General features: G+C 71.4%; 11 protein-coding genes and 1 riboswitch. Of the genes, 6 read left to right on the top strand and 5 right to left on the bottom strand.

The features are described from left to right. Positions 1-70: 70 nt before the first annotated feature. The gene (locus ACFCZF_RS02315; protein ID WP_376670026.1) at positions 71-3,514 is read right to left on the bottom strand and encodes a BTAD domain-containing putative transcriptional regulator; all 3,444 of its coding nucleotides are present in this window, start codon (positions 3,512-3,514) and stop codon (positions 71-73) included. A 358-nt stretch (positions 3,515-3,872) separates the two neighbouring features. On the opposite strand from ACFCZF_RS02315, the gene ACFCZF_RS02310 reads away from it, so the two are divergent. Continuing rightward, a complete protein-coding gene (locus ACFCZF_RS02310; protein WP_376670025.1) occupies positions 3,873-4,442 on the top strand; it encodes a hypothetical protein in 570 nt (189 codons plus the stop codon). 58 nt (positions 4,443-4,500) lie between these two features. Here ACFCZF_RS02310 and ACFCZF_RS02305 read toward each other — a convergent pair whose 3' ends face one another. From ACFCZF_RS02305 to gcvT, 4 genes are all read right to left on the bottom strand, one after another. Next, positions 4,501-5,868 carry an L-serine ammonia-lyase gene (locus ACFCZF_RS02305; protein WP_376670024.1) on the bottom strand — a complete coding sequence of 456 codons (1,368 nt, stop codon included), beginning with the start codon at positions 5,866-5,868 and terminating at the stop codon, positions 4,501-4,503. 100 nt (positions 5,869-5,968) lie between these two features. Continuing rightward, a complete protein-coding gene (glyA, locus tag ACFCZF_RS02300) occupies positions 5,969-7,234 on the bottom strand; it encodes a serine hydroxymethyltransferase (RefSeq protein WP_375908615.1) in 1,266 nt (421 codons plus the stop codon). 14 nt (positions 7,235-7,248) lie between these two features. After that, positions 7,249-7,626: a glycine cleavage system protein GcvH gene (gcvH, locus tag ACFCZF_RS02295; protein WP_376670023.1), complete on the bottom strand. Its 378-nt coding sequence runs from the start codon at positions 7,624-7,626 to the stop codon at positions 7,249-7,251. A gap of 283 nt (positions 7,627-7,909) precedes the next feature. Then, positions 7,910-9,028, bottom strand: a complete 1,119-nt coding sequence (gcvT, locus tag ACFCZF_RS02290) for a glycine cleavage system aminomethyltransferase GcvT (RefSeq protein ID WP_376670022.1) — start codon at positions 9,026-9,028, stop codon at positions 7,910-7,912. Positions 9,029-9,185: 157 nt separating this feature from the next. Beyond that, a riboswitch (glycine riboswitch) is annotated at positions 9,186-9,279 on the bottom strand. Between the two features lie 179 nt (positions 9,280-9,458). On the opposite strand from gcvT, the gene ACFCZF_RS02285 reads away from it, so the two are divergent. The 5 genes from ACFCZF_RS02285 to ACFCZF_RS02265 all read left to right on the top strand — a co-directional run bounded on the left by ACFCZF_RS02285 (position 9,459) and on the right by ACFCZF_RS02265 (position 15,134). Continuing rightward, on the top strand, positions 9,459-10,127 hold the full coding sequence (locus ACFCZF_RS02285; protein WP_376670021.1) for an AAA family ATPase: 669 nt from the start codon (positions 9,459-9,461) through the stop codon (positions 10,125-10,127). 79 nt (positions 10,128-10,206) lie between these two features. Next, on the top strand, positions 10,207-10,974 hold the full coding sequence (locus ACFCZF_RS02280) for an enhanced serine sensitivity protein SseB (protein WP_376670020.1): 768 nt from the start codon (positions 10,207-10,209) through the stop codon (positions 10,972-10,974). Positions 10,975-11,140: 166 nt separating this feature from the next. Beyond that, positions 11,141-11,938: an enhanced serine sensitivity protein SseB C-terminal domain-containing protein gene (locus ACFCZF_RS02275; protein ID WP_376670019.1), complete on the top strand. Its 798-nt coding sequence runs from the start codon at positions 11,141-11,143 to the stop codon at positions 11,936-11,938. A 315-nt stretch (positions 11,939-12,253) separates the two neighbouring features. Next, positions 12,254-13,261 (top strand): ABC transporter permease, encoded by a 1,008-nt coding sequence (locus tag ACFCZF_RS02270; protein WP_375908632.1) that lies wholly within the window; start codon positions 12,254-12,256, stop codon positions 13,259-13,261. Between the two features lie 70 nt (positions 13,262-13,331). Beyond that, positions 13,332-15,134 carry an ABC transporter substrate-binding protein gene (locus ACFCZF_RS02265; protein ID WP_376670018.1) on the top strand — a complete coding sequence of 601 codons (1,803 nt, stop codon included), beginning with the start codon at positions 13,332-13,334 and terminating at the stop codon, positions 15,132-15,134. Positions 15,135-15,235: the final 101 nt, after the last annotated feature.

Genomic DNA, 15,235 nt, shown 5'->3' with positions numbered 1-15,235 from the left:
CACACCCGCCCACCTCGCCCCGGTCCGGCCGGCGGCGGGGTGGGCGTCGTCGGGAGGCACACGGGGACGGTCAGGCCGGGATCTCCCGGCCCGGGCCGCTCTCGCCGTCCTCGCCGCCGAAGGCGGTGGGCGAGGTCTGGCTGAACAAATGGGGCGGTCGCGGCCCACGGCGTCGTCGGCTCCGGCCGGGCGACTCCGCCCGGAGGACGGCCGTGGGAGGTTCGTGCGGCTCCTGGCCGTGGGCGGCCCGGTCGTCCCCGGCGGCCGGCAGTTCCTCTTCCGCTGCCCTGCGGTGGTCCACGAGCCAGCCGGCGGCGAACTCGACGGCGAACGCCTCCGTCCCGGACGTCGCACGCAACTGGGCGGAGATGCGGTCCACATCGGCGCGCTCGGCGGGCGGCAGGGGCGCCCCGGAGCGGTTCCGGGTCGCCTCCGCGACGCCGAGCAGGCGTGCTGCCCTGGCCGGCCGTCCGGCCAGGCCGTAGCCTCCGGCCAGCCCCTCCAGCGAGAGGGCGACGGCCCGCGGATCCTCGGACGCCAGCGCGGACGCCAGTCCGTCCCGGTGCAGGGCGAGGCAGTTCTCGGCGTCCCCCCGCAGCTCCGCGCAGAAACCCAGCTCGGCGAGGATCAGGGCGAGGCCGTTGCTCGCCCCCCGGCTGCGGTTCCAGTCGAGCCACGGAAGCAGATGCGCCTCCGCGGTCTCCAGGTCGCCCTGGCGCCGGGCGCCGAGGGCGAGCCCGAGCTCGGCCATCTGCTCCGCCGGCTGGTTGCCCTGCTCGGCCGCCAGCCGCAGCGACCGCCGGTGCAGCTCCTCCGCCTCGTCGTACCGCCCGGACAGCAGCGCGATCCGGCCCAGGCCCGACAACTGGCGCGACACCTCGGACCACAGCTCCAGCGGCTCGGCCATCCGCAGCCCCTCGCGGTGCAGCTGGGCGGCCTCGTCGTACGCCGCGGTGATCTCCGCGTGCACGGCCAGTGCCTGCGCCGCCTTCAGCTGGCCCCAGGCGTCACCCTGATCGGTGAACCGTGCCCGCGCCTCCAAGGCGTCGTCGTGCAGCGCCTCCAGGTTGCCCGTGGTCATCGCCAGCGCGGCCCGGCTGCTGAGGGCGGCCGCCACCCCCCAGGCGTCGCGCAGCGCACGGAACTCGGTCAGCGCCGCGTTGACCCAGCGCTCGGCCGCGGCCAGCGCGCCCACCTCCCACAGCGCGTGCCCCACGAACCAGGTGGCGCGTGCGATGCCCACCGAACGCTGCTCCCCCCGGATCCGGTCCTGCGGCGCCAGACACTGCTCCTCCGGTTCGATCTCGCCCAGCAGCAGCCCGATCCCCTCGCACCAGGTGGCCGCCTCGACGGCCGGTGCCGACTCCTCGGGAGCGACGGCCAGGGCGCAGGACAGCGCGCCCCGCGCCTCGGTGAGCCGGCCCATCAGAAGCCAGAACCAGACCAGTGAGTCGACGAGCCGCAGGGCCAGGTCGGCGGCCCCCTCGGTCACCGCCTCCTCCACGGCCCGCCGGAAGTTGGCGGACTCCGCGGACAGCCGCCGCAGCCAGATGTGCTGTTCGGGCCCGTGCAGGTGCGGCCGTGCCCGCTCGGCCAGCTCGGTGTAGTGGACGGCGTGCCGCCGTGCCACCTCCGCGGCCTCACCGGACTCCGCCAGCCGGGACTTGACGTAGGCGCACACCGATTCCAGCATCCGGTAGCGGGGGCCGGCCGGGCTGTCGGAGCGCGTGACCAGCGACCGGTCCACCAGCCGGGCGAGGATGTCCATGACCTCGTCGGCGGCCACCTCGCCCCCGCCGCACACCTCCTCCGCCGCGGCCAGCGTGCACCCGCCGGAGTGCACGGACAACCGCCGCAGCACGACCTGCTCCTGAGGGCTGAGCAGACTCCAGCTCCACTCGATGGTGGCGTGCAGGGTCTGCTGGCGGCGCGGGGCGCCGCGGTAGCCGGAGTTCAGGACCCGGAACCGGTCGTCGAGCCGGTCGAGCAACTCGTGCACGCCCAGCGCCCGCACCCGGGTCGCGGCCAGCTCCAGTGCCAGCGGGATGCCGTCCAGGCGGTGGCACATGGCGGCGACCGCGGGGGCCGTCTCGGCGTCCAGGACGAAGGACGGGTCGGCGGACCGCGCCCGTTCGACGAACAGCTGGACGGCACTGGACTCCTCCAGCTCGGCGGGGTCCGCCGACTCCGGCAGCCGCAGCGGCGGCAGGGGCAGCACCGCCTCACCCGCCAGCCGCAGCGGCTCGCGGCTCGTGGCCAGCACCTTCACGCCCGGCGCCTGCTCCAGTAATCGCCGCACCAGTTCAGCGGCGTCGTCCAGCACATGCTCGCAGTTGTCGAGTACGAGGAGCATCCGGCGGGCCGCCGCGAAATCCACGAGCTGCCGCTGCGCCCGCGACCCGTCCGCGCTCGGCACATCGCTGTGGCCCGCCGCTTCCCGGACACCGAGCGTCTCCAGCACGTGCTGGGCGAGGTGCCAGCGTTCGGTGGCCGGTCCGGGCGCGCCCAGACCTCCGCACTCCACCAGCCAGGCACCGTCCGGGAACTCACCGGACAGCCCCTGCGCCGTCGCCAGCGCCAGCCGGGTCTTGCCGACGCCTCCGGGACCGGTGATCGTCACCAGCCGGTGTGCCGTCACCCGACGCGTCCCCTGGAGCAACGCGTCGTCCCGCCCCAGCAACGCGCCCGGGGTGTCCGGCAGATTGCCGCACGACCGCCCCACGGACCGCTGGGCCGCGACCGGCCGGCTCGGCTCCAGCAGCGGCGGATCCTGCCGCAGGATGGCCTGTTGCAGCGCGTCGATGGCCTGGCCGGGCACAAGGCCGAGTTCCTCGCGCAGATGACGGCGCAGATCCGTGTAACTCTCCAGCGCCTCCGACGACCGGCCGACCTGATAGAGCGCCCGCATGTGCGCCATCCGCAGCCGTTCACGCAGCGGATGGGCCGTCGTCAGCGCGCTCAACTCGCCCACCAGCAGGCTGTGCTCACCCAGTTCGAGCCGTGCCTCGGAGTGCTCCTCGACCGCTGTCAGCCGCTCCTCCTCCAGCTGGTCGATCGCCGCCCGTACGAAGGGCTCGTCGGCGAAGTCGGTGAAGTCTGTGAAGGCCGGACCGCGCCACAGCGCCAGCGCGTCCGCGAGAACGTCCGCCCGCGCCCGTGGCTCGGCCAGTGTGCGGGAGTGTGCCACGAGGGCGCGGAAGCGCTGTACGTCGAGGGCGTCCTTCTCCGCGCGCAGCGTGTAGCCCGGCGGCCGGTGCACCACCAGGTCGCGGGAGCCCTCCTCGGCGTCCTCCAGGGCCCGCCGCAGTTGCGAGACCTTGGCCTGCAGCGACGCCATGGGATTGGCGGGCGGCGCGCCGCCCCACAACGCCTCGATGAGACGAGCGGTGGGGACCACCTGACCATGGTGGGCGAGCAGGGTCGCGAGCAGCATGCGGACCTTGACTTCGGGGACCCGAACCGGTCGTCCCGTCACGGTCCGTACCTCAAGTGGGCCGAGCACCCCGAATCGCATGAGCGGCAGCCTAACCTCAGCGAACGCTTCCGACCGGCAAGAGTCGCGTATGTCACTCCGTGGCTGCCCGGTCGCGGTCCGCGACCGCGCGGAATCGGCCATTCTCCGCGGACACCGCGTGACTGCCCGGATCCTGCCCCGGATCCGCGAATTACCGGGGCATGGGCCGGTGGGGGAGCGGCAGGCATACGGTCCGATCGGGAACGGCCGAACAGCGGCACCGCACAACGGACTTCGGCCGTACGGGGATGTCGGCCGGACCGCGTCCCATCGCCGAGCGCGACGAGGAGACAGGATGAAGAGGACCGCCGGACCGAGGGCAACACGGTCTACGGCACCGCGGACGTCTCGTGAGCACGTGCCGGAGACGGTACGGCAGGCCGTGGCGCAGCCGGTCCCGCGGGCCGGGGCCCACCGAGCCGCGGACCGTCCCCCGCGCGGCGACCCTCAAGCCGCTCCGCCCATGGCGTTCGAGGGCGCCGCGGAACTGGTGGGCCGCACCTTCGCGACCGCGCTCCAAGAGGGGCTCGGCCGGGTCTCACCGCCGTGGGCGACCGCCGCCGCACCCGGCGGGCCTGCTCGCAGTCCCAGGCCGCCGGCCCCGGGCGCCGTGCTGTTGCGCGACCACCGGGAGGAGATCCTGACCCGCCTGGCCGGGGCGCTGCCGACCGCGCTGCACGCGGCCGGGCAGGAGGACGCGGAACACCTGACTCCCGCCCTCCTCGCCTGGGCCCGCGCCCGCCTGGCCGCAGCCACGGCCACGGCGGCCGACCTGCCGCTCCCCCGCACCCGGGGCGTCCCGCTCCCGGTTCCCCGCCTGGAACTGACGGTCGCCACCCTGCTGCTGGAGTCCGCCGCGAACGTCCTCCCCGGCCTCCCGGCCCGTGACCGAGCTCTGCGGGCCCTGGGGCACGCGGTACGGGAGTAGCGCGCGGGGAACGGAGAGTCCCGTTCCGCGGGGAAGGGGAGAGTCCCGTTCCCTTCCCTCAGCACTCGATGATGTTCACCGCGAGCCCGCCCCGGGCCGTCTCCTTGTACTTCACCGACATGTCCGCGCCGGTGTCCTTCATGGTCTTGATGACCTTGTCGAGGGACACCTTGTGGGACCCGTCGCCGCGCATCGCCATCCGCGCCGCCGTGACCGCCTTGACCGCGGCCATGCCGTTGCGCTCGATGCACGGGATCTGGACCAGGCCGCCGACCGGGTCGCAGGTCAGGCCCAGGTTGTGCTCCATACCGATCTCGGCGGCGTTCTCCACCTGCTCCGGGGAGCCGCCCAGCACCTCGGCGAGCGCGCCGGCCGCCATGGAGCAGGCGGAGCCGACCTCGCCCTGGCAGCCGACCTCGGCGCCGGAGATGGAGGCGTTCTCCTTGAAGAGCATGCCGATGGCGCCCGCGGCCAGGAGGAAGCGGACGACGCCCTCCTCGTCGGCGCCGGGCACGAAGTTCATGTAGTAGTGCAGGACCGCCGGGATGATGCCCGCCGCACCGTTCGTCGGGGCCGTGACGACCCGGCCGCCGGCCGCGTTCTCCTCGTTCACGGCCATGGCGTAGAGGGTGATCCACTCCATGGACAGGGCCTGCGGGTCGCCCTCCGAGCGCAGCTTGCGCGCGGTGTTGGCGGCGCGGCGGCGGACCTTGAGGCCGCCCGGCAGGATGCCCTCGCGGGACATGCCGCGGTCGACGCACGCCCGCATCACGCGCCAGATCTCCAGCAGGCCCTCGCGGATCTCGTCCTCGTCGCGCCAGGACCGCTCGTTCTCCAGCATCAGGGCGGAGATGGACAGGCCCGTCTCCCGGGACAGGCGCAGCAGCTCGTCGCCGGTGCGGAAGGGGTACTTCAGCACCGTGTCGTCGAGCACGATGCGGTCGGCGCCCACCGCGTCCTCGTCGACGACGAAGCCGCCGCCGACCGAGTAGTACGTCTTGGAGAGCACTTCCGCGCCGGCCGCGTCGTGCGCCCACAGGGTCATGCCGTTGGCGTGGTAGGGGAGGGCCTTGCGGCGGTGCAGGACCATGTCGTCGTCGTAGGAGAAGGCGATCTCGTGCTCGCCGAGGAGGCGGAGACGGCCCGAGGACCTGATCGTCTCGACGCGTTCGTCGGCCGTCTCCACGTCCACCGTGCGGGGCGAGTCGCCCTCCAGGCCGAGCAGCACCGCCTTGGGCGTGCCGTGGCCGTGGCCGGTGGCGCCGAGCGAGCCGTACAGCTCGGCCCGGACCGAGGCGACGGAGCCCAGCAGCTCCTCGTTGCGCAGGCGGCGGGCGAACATGCGAGCCGCGCGCATCGGGCCGACCGTGTGGGAGCTCGACGGGCCGATGCCGATCGAGAACAGGTCGAAGACCGAGATGGCCACGGGGGACTCCTCAGAACGGGGGTGGTGCAGAGGTGGTGCTTCGGGGGCGGGGCGCCGGGCTCGCTTGTGGCGGGCACGGCGCCCCGAACACGCGCGGTGTCTACTTGTTGTTCAGACCCGGGTACAGCGGGTGCTTGTCGGCCAGGGTCTTCACCCGGGCCTTGAGGGCCTCCGCCTCGTAGGACGGCTTCAGCGCCTCGGCGATCACGTCCGCGACCTCGGCGAAGTCCTCGGCCGTGAAGCCGCGGGTCGCCAGGGCCGGCGTACCGATGCGCAGACCGGAGGTCACCATCGGCGGACGCGGGTCGTTCGGGACGGCGTTGCGGTTGACCGTGATGCCGACCTCGTGGAGGCGGTCCTCGGCCTGCTGCCCGTCCAGCTCGGAGTCGCGCAGGTCCACCAGGACCAGGTGGACGTCCGTGCCGCCGGTCAGGACGGACACGCCCGCCGCCTTCGCGTCGTCCCGCACCAGGCGCTCGGCCAGGATGCGGGCACCCTCCAGCGTACGGCCCTGGCGCTCCTTGAAGTCCTCGCTCGCGGCGACCTTGAAGGCGACGGCCTTGGCGGCCACCACGTGCTCCAGCGGGCCACCCTGCTGACCGGGGAAAACGGCGGAGTTGATCTTCTTGGCCAGCTCGGCCGTGGAGAGGATCACACCGCCGCGCGGGCCGCCCAGCGTCTTGTGCGTGGTGGTGGTCACCACGTGCGCGTGCGGCACCGGGTTCGGGTGCAGGCCCGCCGCGACCAGACCGGCGAAGTGCGCCATGTCGACCATGAGGTACGCGCCGACCTCGTCCGCGACCTTGCGGAACGCGGCGAAGTCCAGCTGACGCGGGTACGCGGACCAGCCGGCCACGATCAGCTTCGGCTGGGTCTCCTTGGCGAGGCGCTCCACCTCGGCCATGTCGACCTGGCCGTCTTCGCCGACGTGGTACGGGACCACGTTGTAGAGCTTGCCGGAGAAGTTGATCTTCATGCCGTGGGTCAGGTGCCCGCCGTGGGCGAGGTTCAGACCCATGATCGTGTCGCCGGGCTTGAGCAGCGCGAACATCGCGGCCGCGTTGGCCTGGGCGCCCGAGTGCGGCTGCACGTTGGCGTGCTCGGCGCCGAACAGCGCCTTGACCCGGTCGATGGCGATCTGCTCGACCACGTCGACGTGCTCGCAGCCGCCGTAGTAGCGGCGGCCGGGGTAGCCCTCGGCGTACTTGTTGGTGAGGACCGAGCCCTGGGCCTCCATGACCGCGACCGGGGCGAAGTTCTCCGAGGCGATCATCTCGAGGGTGGACTGCTGGCGGTCCAGCTCGGCGTCGACGGCGGCGGCGACGTCGGGGTCGAGCTCGTGCAGGGGTGTGTTCAGAAGCGACATGTGGTCGTGACTCCTCAGCCGGCGGTGAAGGCGGTGTACTCGTCGGCGGAGAGCAGGTCGGCCGGCTCGTCCGTGACGCGCACCTTGAACAGCCAGCCGCCCTCGAAGGGCGCGGAGTTCACCAGCGACGGGTCGTTGACGACGTCCTCGTTGACCTCGGTGATCTCGCCGGAGACGGGGGAGTACAGGTCGGAGACCGACTTGGTGGACTCCAGTTCGCCGCAGGTCTCGCCCGCGAACACCGAGTCGCCGACCTCGGGGAGCTGGACGAAGACCACGTCACCGAGCGCGTTGGCCGCGTGCTCCGTGATGCCGACCGTCGAGGCGCCGTCCTCGGCGCCCGACAGCCACTCGTGCTCCTTGCTGTAGCGCAGCTGCTGGGGGTTGCTCATGGCCTGGATTCTCCTGTACGCGGGGGAGTGCTGGTGAATGGGGGACTGCTGGGACTGCTGGTGAGCACAGATCATGTGCGCAGCGTTACGATGCTGCTACAGACCGCGCCCATCGTCTGATATGCTCTGCGCATGTCGGGGGCGACAGCCAAGTCCCCAACAACCCGAGCGAGTCCTGTACTTGCTCCGGCGGCCGGGAGGGTCGTCGCCGGACAGGCATGACCTGTCAAACTCCCCGGAGCGATCCAGGGGAGAGTCTCCCGGCTCAGCCCGGGAGAGAACTTCAATTCTGGCGCTTGTAGAACGGCAGCGCCACGACGCGGTACGGCTCGTGGCTACCCCGAATGTCCACACCGACACCCGGGGTGCCCACGGCCGCGTGCGCCGCGTCGACGTACGCCATGGCGATCGGCTTGCCCAGCGTCGGGGACGGCGCGCCGGAGGTGACCTCGCCGACCACCTCGCCGTTGGCGACGACCTGGTACCCGGCGCGCGGGACCCGGCGGCCCTCGGCGACCAGGCCGACCAGGACGCGGGGAGGCTCCGAAACGGCGCGCTCGGCGGCCTCGGTCAGCGCGGCGCGCCCGACGAAGTCACCCTCCTTCTCGAACTTCACCACCCGGCCGAGCCCGGCGTCGAAGGGCGTCAGCTCGGTCGTCAGCTCGTGCCCGTACAGCGGCATGCCCGCCTCCAGGCGGAGCGTGTCCCGGCAGGAGAGGCCGCACGGGGCCAGCCCGGCGCCCTCGCCCGCCTTGGTCAGCGCCTGCCACAGCTCCACGGCGTGCTCCGGCTTCACGAACAGCTCGAAGCCGTCCTCGCCGGTGTAGCCGGTGCGCGCGATGAGCGCCGGGACGCCGGCCACGGTGCCGGGCAGACCGGCGTAGTACTTCAGGCCGTCCAGGTCGGCGTCGGTGAGCGACGCGAGGATGCCCGGGGACTCCGGGCCCTGCACGGCGAGCAGCGCGTAGGCGTCGCGGTCGTCGCGCACCTCGGCGTCGAAGCCGGCGGCCCGCTCGGTGAGGGCGTCCAGCACGACCTGGGCGTTGGAGGCGTTGGCGACGACCATGTACTCGGTCTCGCCCAGCCGGTAGACGATCAGGTCGTCCAGGATGCCGCCGTCCTCGCGGCAGATCATGGTGTAGCGGGCGCGGCCCGGCTTCACACTGCCGATGTTGCCGACCAGCGCGAAGTTCAGCAGCTCGGCGGCGCCCGCACCGGTGACCGTGATCTCACCCATGTGCGAGAGGTCGAAGAGCCCGGCCCGGGTGCGCACCGCGACGTGCTCGTCGCGCTCGGAGCCGTAGCGCAGGGGCATGTCCCAGCCGGCGAAGTCGGTCATCGTCGCGCCCAGCGCGCGATGCGTGGCATCGAGCGCGGTACGGCGGAGTTCTGTACTGCTCATCGGTCGGTCGTCTCCCAGGACAGGACGTGGCGAGGTCGATCCTCCCCATCTGTCATCGAAACCTGAGAGGTTCGCCACGACCACCGGAGTACGGCGACCAGGACTTGCACCTTGGGTGGGGCAGCCCGTCGAGGGGCGGCCCGCTTTTCAGATGTGCCTCGCCCACGCGGTAACGGTGCCTGAGAGATTCAAGGGAGGGACTTGCTCCTTCGGCGCCCCGGCGCGGCCGGGGACTCTCCCGCGCGGATTCAAACGGCCGGTATGCAGTTGGCGCCGCCATCATTGCACGCCCGGCCGATCCATGGCAGACCGTGATCTGTAACCGGCCTGTGGCAGTAAGCGCACGAAAACGCGAGACCTGCGCATTACCTTCTCTTTACACTCGACGGGGATGGTGACTCGTGAACCGCCCCAGGGGAGGACGATCACGGTGAACAGGACCACGGTGTACGCCACGACCTCGGGTCTCGCGCTGCCCAAGCAGCCCGTCGCCCCGGCACCGGAGGCGTGCGCCGAACTGCCCGCACCCGTCGTCCGCGACCTGCGGGACCGGGACGGCCGCAGCCCGCACGCCCTGCTCTTCGGACCCCGGGACCTGGTGGTGATCACCGGCCTGCCCGGCAGCGGCAAGTCCACGCTGATGGAGCGCACCGTACGCGGACCGCGCATCGACTCCCAGGACACCCGCGACCGCTGGGACCGCCGCATGCCGCGCTTCCTGCCGTACGGGCTCTACCGCCCCTTCGTCCGCCTCGCCCACTACGCCGGACTGCGCGGGGCGCTGCGCTCCGGCGAGGGCGTCGTCGTGCACGACTGCGGCACCCAGGCCTGGGTGCGCGGCTGGCTGGCCCGCGAGGCCCGCCGCCGTGACGGCACCCTGCACCTGCTGCTCCTCGACGTCGACGCCGACGAGGCCCTGGCCGGCCAGCGCGAGCGCGGCCGGGGCGTGTCGCGGTACGCGTTCCTGCGCCACCGCACGGCCAACACCCGCCTGCTGCGCGCGGTGACCGAGGGCACCCTGCCCGCCGGCTGCACCTCGGCGATCCTCCTGGACCGGGCGGCGGCGGACACGCTGCGCCGCATCGCCTTCACGGGGTGACGCACCGTAGGGCGGCGGGGCCGAACGGGTTAGCCTTTTCAGCCACAGCAGCGGTACCAGGCAGGCGGTAGGTAGGCAGATGGACTTCCCGGCACAGGCGCACCCCCACCCGCACGGCGGGTGGCCCGGCAACGAGCTGGAGGAGGTGCTGTCCGCCTCCCTCGGCGTGCCGGGCGCCGGCGGCCGGATCGTGGAGGTGCTCGGCCGCAGCTTCGTGTGGATACCCCTGCCGAACGGCGGCGGCCCGAACAGCGGCCCCCTCGACCTGCCCTCGCTGGAGATCGAGGGCCAGGCCTACGTGCCGGTGTTCAGCTCCGAGGAGCAGCTCCGCCAGGTCGCCGGCGCGCAGATGGCGTACACCATCGCCCCCGCCGCCGAGTTCGCCCGCGGCCTGCCCCCGCAGGTCGGCATCGCCGTGAACCCGGACGGCGTGGTCGGCGTCCCGCTGCCGCCGCCGGCCGTGGCCGAGCTGTGCCGGGCCGGCCGCACCCCGCTGGACGGGCCCGCGTCCGGCGGCCGGGTCCGCCTCTTCGAGCCGGACTGGCAGGACGACCCGGTGGACTTCCTGGCCGCGGCCTCCGCCGAGTTCGCCGCCGTCGGCGTCGTCCGCACCGCCCGCCGCTGCCTGGCCGCCGTCGAGACCGCCGACCCCGTCATGTTCGTCGGCGTCGAACTCACCCACTGGGAGGACGACGCCCGTGCCCTCCCCCTGGACGCCCTGGGCCGCGCCCTGGCCAAGGCCCCCCTGAAGACCCAGGTCAACCTGGTCCTCCTGGAGGCAGCCCAGGACCCGGTCTGCGACTGGATGCGGGCGAACGTCCGCCCCTTCTACGGCCAGGACATGTGAACGCCGGGCGGAGGGGCGCCCCGAAGGGGCGCGGGGAACGGCGCGATCAGCCACAACGCACCCGCAGACGCAAGACAACCGCACCCCCCGAGCTCATAGGCGCCCCCCACCCGGCGGAGCCTTAAGCTGGTTCCACAACCGGGAACTTCTCGAAGGGGCGATACACGTGAGCGCCAGCGGCACCACGACCGGACAGGTCGAGCACATGCTGCGCCAGGTGACGCCCGGGCGCTACGACGCCTACGAGGCCCTGCTGCGCGCCCTCGCCACCCCCACCTCCGGCCAGGTCTGGATGCTGCTCTGGCACGGCCAGGCCGGCTCCCCGGACGCCCAGTACGGGAACATGGAGGTCGAAGGCTACGGCTACGCGCCCTGCGTCACCTCCGCCCAGGAGCTGTCGGCCAGCGGCTGGAACCGGTCGTACGAGGTGGTCGACGGCCTTGAGGTGGCCCGCGCCCTCTACCCCGACCACTACGGCCTCTGGCTCAACCCGCACGCCCCCGGCGGCGGCGTCGGCATCCCCTGGCTGGACCTGCGCCGCATCGCCTCCGGCCTGGACCGCCAGCCCGCCGGACCTCTGCGCCTGTCCGAACCGGCCATCGAGGTCCCGCAGTTCTACGCCCTGCTCGCGCAGAACGCCCACCGCACCCCGGCGGTCCGCGCGCTCCGCCGCGCCTGGGTGCAGCCTGCGCTGGGCGCGCCCTATCTCGCCATCGGCCTCGACGTGTACGACACCTCGCCGCCGGCCGTCGACGCGGTGCGCGGGATGATGCAGCAGTCCGTCGGCGCGGTGCCGGACGGGCTGCCGGTGTCGACGGTGGCGATGACCGACACCCACGACCCGGTCGCCATGTGGCTGCGCGCCCACGTCCGCCCCTTCTACGACCGCGAGGCCCACGTGGCCGCCCCCGCCCAGGCACCCGCGGGCGGGTACGGATACCCTCCGGCCGGGGGCCGGTACTGACCGTCGCAGGGCCCGTCCCGCCACCGGTGGGCGGACATCTTCGCGCGTAGACGAGGGCGTAAGGACCCACCCTGTCCTCGATGTCCCAACTCGTCCGCGTCCGGCCCCCGTTACCCAGTGTCCGGATAACGGAACACCTCAAACAGCATCACGGTTGCGCATCCATTCCCCGTCAAGTCTGGCTACAGATCGCCAAAGCGTTGAAGACTCCCGCAACAAGGGGTGGCTGTCCGCCCCTGTGTACGACGGACTGATCACGCCGCTACAGCGGCAAGTGCGGGCCGGCTACCGCCGGTTGAGAGGGGTCCCTGCCAGATGACGGCACCATTGCACGAGCCGACCGCGGAAGCGGCCCCGAGTGCGGCCGAGGAAGCGGCGGTTGCCGGCGCCGACGCCAAGGCGGTACAGGGGCGTTCCCTGGGCCGGATCGCCTGGGAGCGACTGAAACGGGACAAGCTGGCCCTCACGGGCGGCATCGTGGTGCTCGTTCTCATCGTGATCGCGGTGCTCGCGCCCGCGATCACCTCCCTCTACGGGCAAGATCCCAACTCGTTCAACGAGGATGCGATCGACCCGCTGTTCGGCACCCCCACGGGGTCCCTGGGCGGCATCAGCGGCGAGCACTGGCTCGGTGTCGAACCGGTCAACGGCCGCGACGTCTTCGCCCGCATCGTCCACGGCGCCCGGATCTCGCTGCTCGTCGGCTTCCTGTCCGCGCTCGTCGCCGTGGTCATCGGCACCGTCCTGGGTGTGCTGGCCGGCTTCTTCGGCGGCTGGGTCGACGCCCTCATCAGCCGGGTCATGGACGGCCTGCTGGCCTTCCCGCAGCTGCTGTTCATCATCGCGCTGGTCTCCGTCATGCCCGACAACATGCTGGGACTGAGCGGCACGGGCGTGCGTCTGCTCATGATGATCCTGGTCATCGGCTTCTTCGGCTGGCCCTACATCGGTCGCGTGGTCCGCGGCCAGACGCTCTCGATGCGTGAACGCGAGTACGTCGAGGCGGCCCGGTCCCTGGGAGCCGGACGGTTCTACATCCTGTTCAAGGAACTGCTGCCCAACCTGGTGGCGCCGATCATCGTCTACACCACGATGATGATCCCCACCAACATCCTGACCGAGGCGGCACTCAGCTTCCTGGGCGTGGGCGTCAAGCCGCCCACCTCGTCCTGGGGACAGATGCTCTCGAGCGCGATCGACTACTACAAGTCGGATCCCATGTACATGGTGATCCCGGGTGTGGCGATCTTCATCACCGTTCTTGCCTTCAACCTCTTCGGGGACGGCGTACGCGACGCGCTGGACCCGAAGGGCTCCCGCTGACCTGCCGTACCGGCAAGCGACCCGTGGCACCAGCACGGGGTCTCTCATCTAATCCGGAGGATCCGAGATCGTGACTACCCAACGCACCTCAGGGCGGCGCAAGCAGGCTTTGGCCGCTGCCGCAGTGGTCGCCGCGCTGCTGACCACCGCGGCGTGCGGCGGCGGCGGCGACGACAGCGGCAACGGCGGCTCGAAGAACGGCGCGCCCGGCTTCGACGCGGCCAACAACAAGGTCGCCCAGGCCGCCCAGGCCAAGAAGGGCGGGACGCTGAAGTTCGCCAGCACGCAGGACGCCGACTCGTGGGACACCACGCGCGGCTACTACGGCTTCATGTGGAACTTCTCCCGCTACTACAGCCGCCAGCTCGTCACGAACAAGACCGAGCCGGGCGCCGCGGGCGCCGAGGTCACGCCGGACCTCGCCACCGGGCTCGCCAAGGTCTCGGACGACGGCAAGACCTACACCTACACCCTGCGTGACGGCATCACCTGGGAGGACGGCAAGCCGATCACCTCCAAGGACGTCAAGTACGGCATCGAGCGCGTCTGGGCGCAGGACGTGCTGTCCGGCGGTCCGACGTACCTCAAGGAGGTGCTAGACCCGAAGGACGAGTACCAGGGTCCGTACAAGGACAAGTCCAAGGACAAGCTGGGCCTGAAGGCGATCGAGACGCCGGACGACAAGACCATCGTCTTCAAGCTGCCGCAGGCCAACTCCGACTTCGAGGAGATGCTCGCGCTGACCTCGGCGTCCCCGGTCCGCCAGGACAAGGACACCAAGGCCAAGTACACGCTGCGCCCGTTCTCCTCGGGCCCGTACAAGTTCGAGTCCTACAACCCGGGCAAGGACCTCACCCTGGTCCGCAACACCGAGTGGAACCAGGCGTCGGACCCGGTCCGCAAGGCGTACCCGGACAAGATCACGATCAAGTTCTTCTCCAACGCCAACGACCTGGACGCCCGCCTGATCGCCGGCGACTACGACCTCGACCTGGCCCAGACCGGTCTGTCCCCGCAGGGCCGCACCACCGCCCTGAAGGAGCACAAGGGCAACCTGGACAACCCGGTCTCGGGTTACATCCGGTACGCCTCGTTCCCGCAGAACGTGAAGCCGTTCGACAACATCCACTGCCGCAAGGCCGTGCTCTACGGGGCCGACCACGTCTCGCTGCAGACCGCGCGCGGCGGCCCGGTCGCCGGTGGCGACATCGGCACCAACATGCTGCCGCCGTCCGTCCCGGGCTCCGAGGGCCAGAAGTACGACCCGTACGGCATGGCCGGTGAGAACAAGAAGGGCAACGTCGAGAAGGCCAAGGAAGAGCTGAAGGCCTGCGGCAAGCCCAACGGGTTCAAGACCACCATCGCCGTCCGCAACAACAAGCCGGTCGAGGTGGCCACCGCCGAGTCCCTCCAGGCGTCGCTGAAGAAGGTCGGCATCGACGTCGAGATCGACCAGTACGACGGCGCCCAGTACGCCAGCACCGTCGGCAGCCCTTCGAACGTGAAGAAGAAGGGCTACGGCATCATCATCATGGGCTGGGGCCCGGACTTCCCGTCCGTGCAGGGCTACGGTCTGCCGCTGTGGCACAGCGACTACATCCTCGACAGCGCGAACAACAACTTCGCGATGATCAACGACAAGGAGATCGACGGTCTCTTCGCGGACTACCTGACCCAGCTGGACGACGCGGGCAAGGCCAAGATCGCGACGCAGATCAACCACAAGGTGATGGAGGGCGCGTACTACCTGCCCTTCGTCTTCGAGAAGTTCATCAACTGGCGTTCCAGCCGACTGGCGAACGTGTACACCACCGACGGCTACAGCGGTATGTACGACTTCGTCAACCTCGGCCTGAAGAACCCCAAGAAGTAACCGGTACACCCGCCGTACGGCACGAAAGGCAGGTGAAGGCCGGCGCGGCGTGACCGTGGGCCGCCGGAAGACCTCCGGCGGCCCGCGATCCGCAGCGGGCC

The organism is Streptomyces sp. NPDC056296 (assembly GCF_042268605.1).
Classification (GTDB): domain Bacteria; phylum Actinomycetota; class Actinomycetes; order Streptomycetales; family Streptomycetaceae; genus Streptomyces.
Note: the sequence above shows the minus strand (reverse complement) of the source record. Positions and strands in the feature narration are given on the sequence as shown.

Bases quoted from the DNA above. Each gene is read 5' to 3' on its own strand.
- ACFCZF_RS02315 (WP_376670026.1), bottom strand. From the start codon at position 3,514: ATGCGATTCGGGGTGCTCGGCCCACTTGAGGTACGGACCGTGACGGGA.
- glyA (WP_375908615.1), bottom strand. From the start codon at position 7,234: ATGTCGCTTCTGAACACACCCCTGCACGAGCTCGACCCCGACGTCGCC.
- gcvH (WP_376670023.1), bottom strand. From the start codon at position 7,626: ATGAGCAACCCCCAGCAGCTGCGCTACAGCAAGGAGCACGAGTGGCTG.
- gcvT (WP_376670022.1), bottom strand. From the start codon at position 9,028: ATGAGCAGTACAGAACTCCGCCGTACCGCGCTCGATGCCACGCATCGC.
- ACFCZF_RS02280 (WP_376670020.1), top strand. From the start codon at position 10,207: ATGGACTTCCCGGCACAGGCGCACCCCCACCCGCACGGCGGGTGGCCC.
- ACFCZF_RS02270 (WP_375908632.1), top strand. From the start codon at position 12,254: ATGACGGCACCATTGCACGAGCCGACCGCGGAAGCGGCCCCGAGTGCG.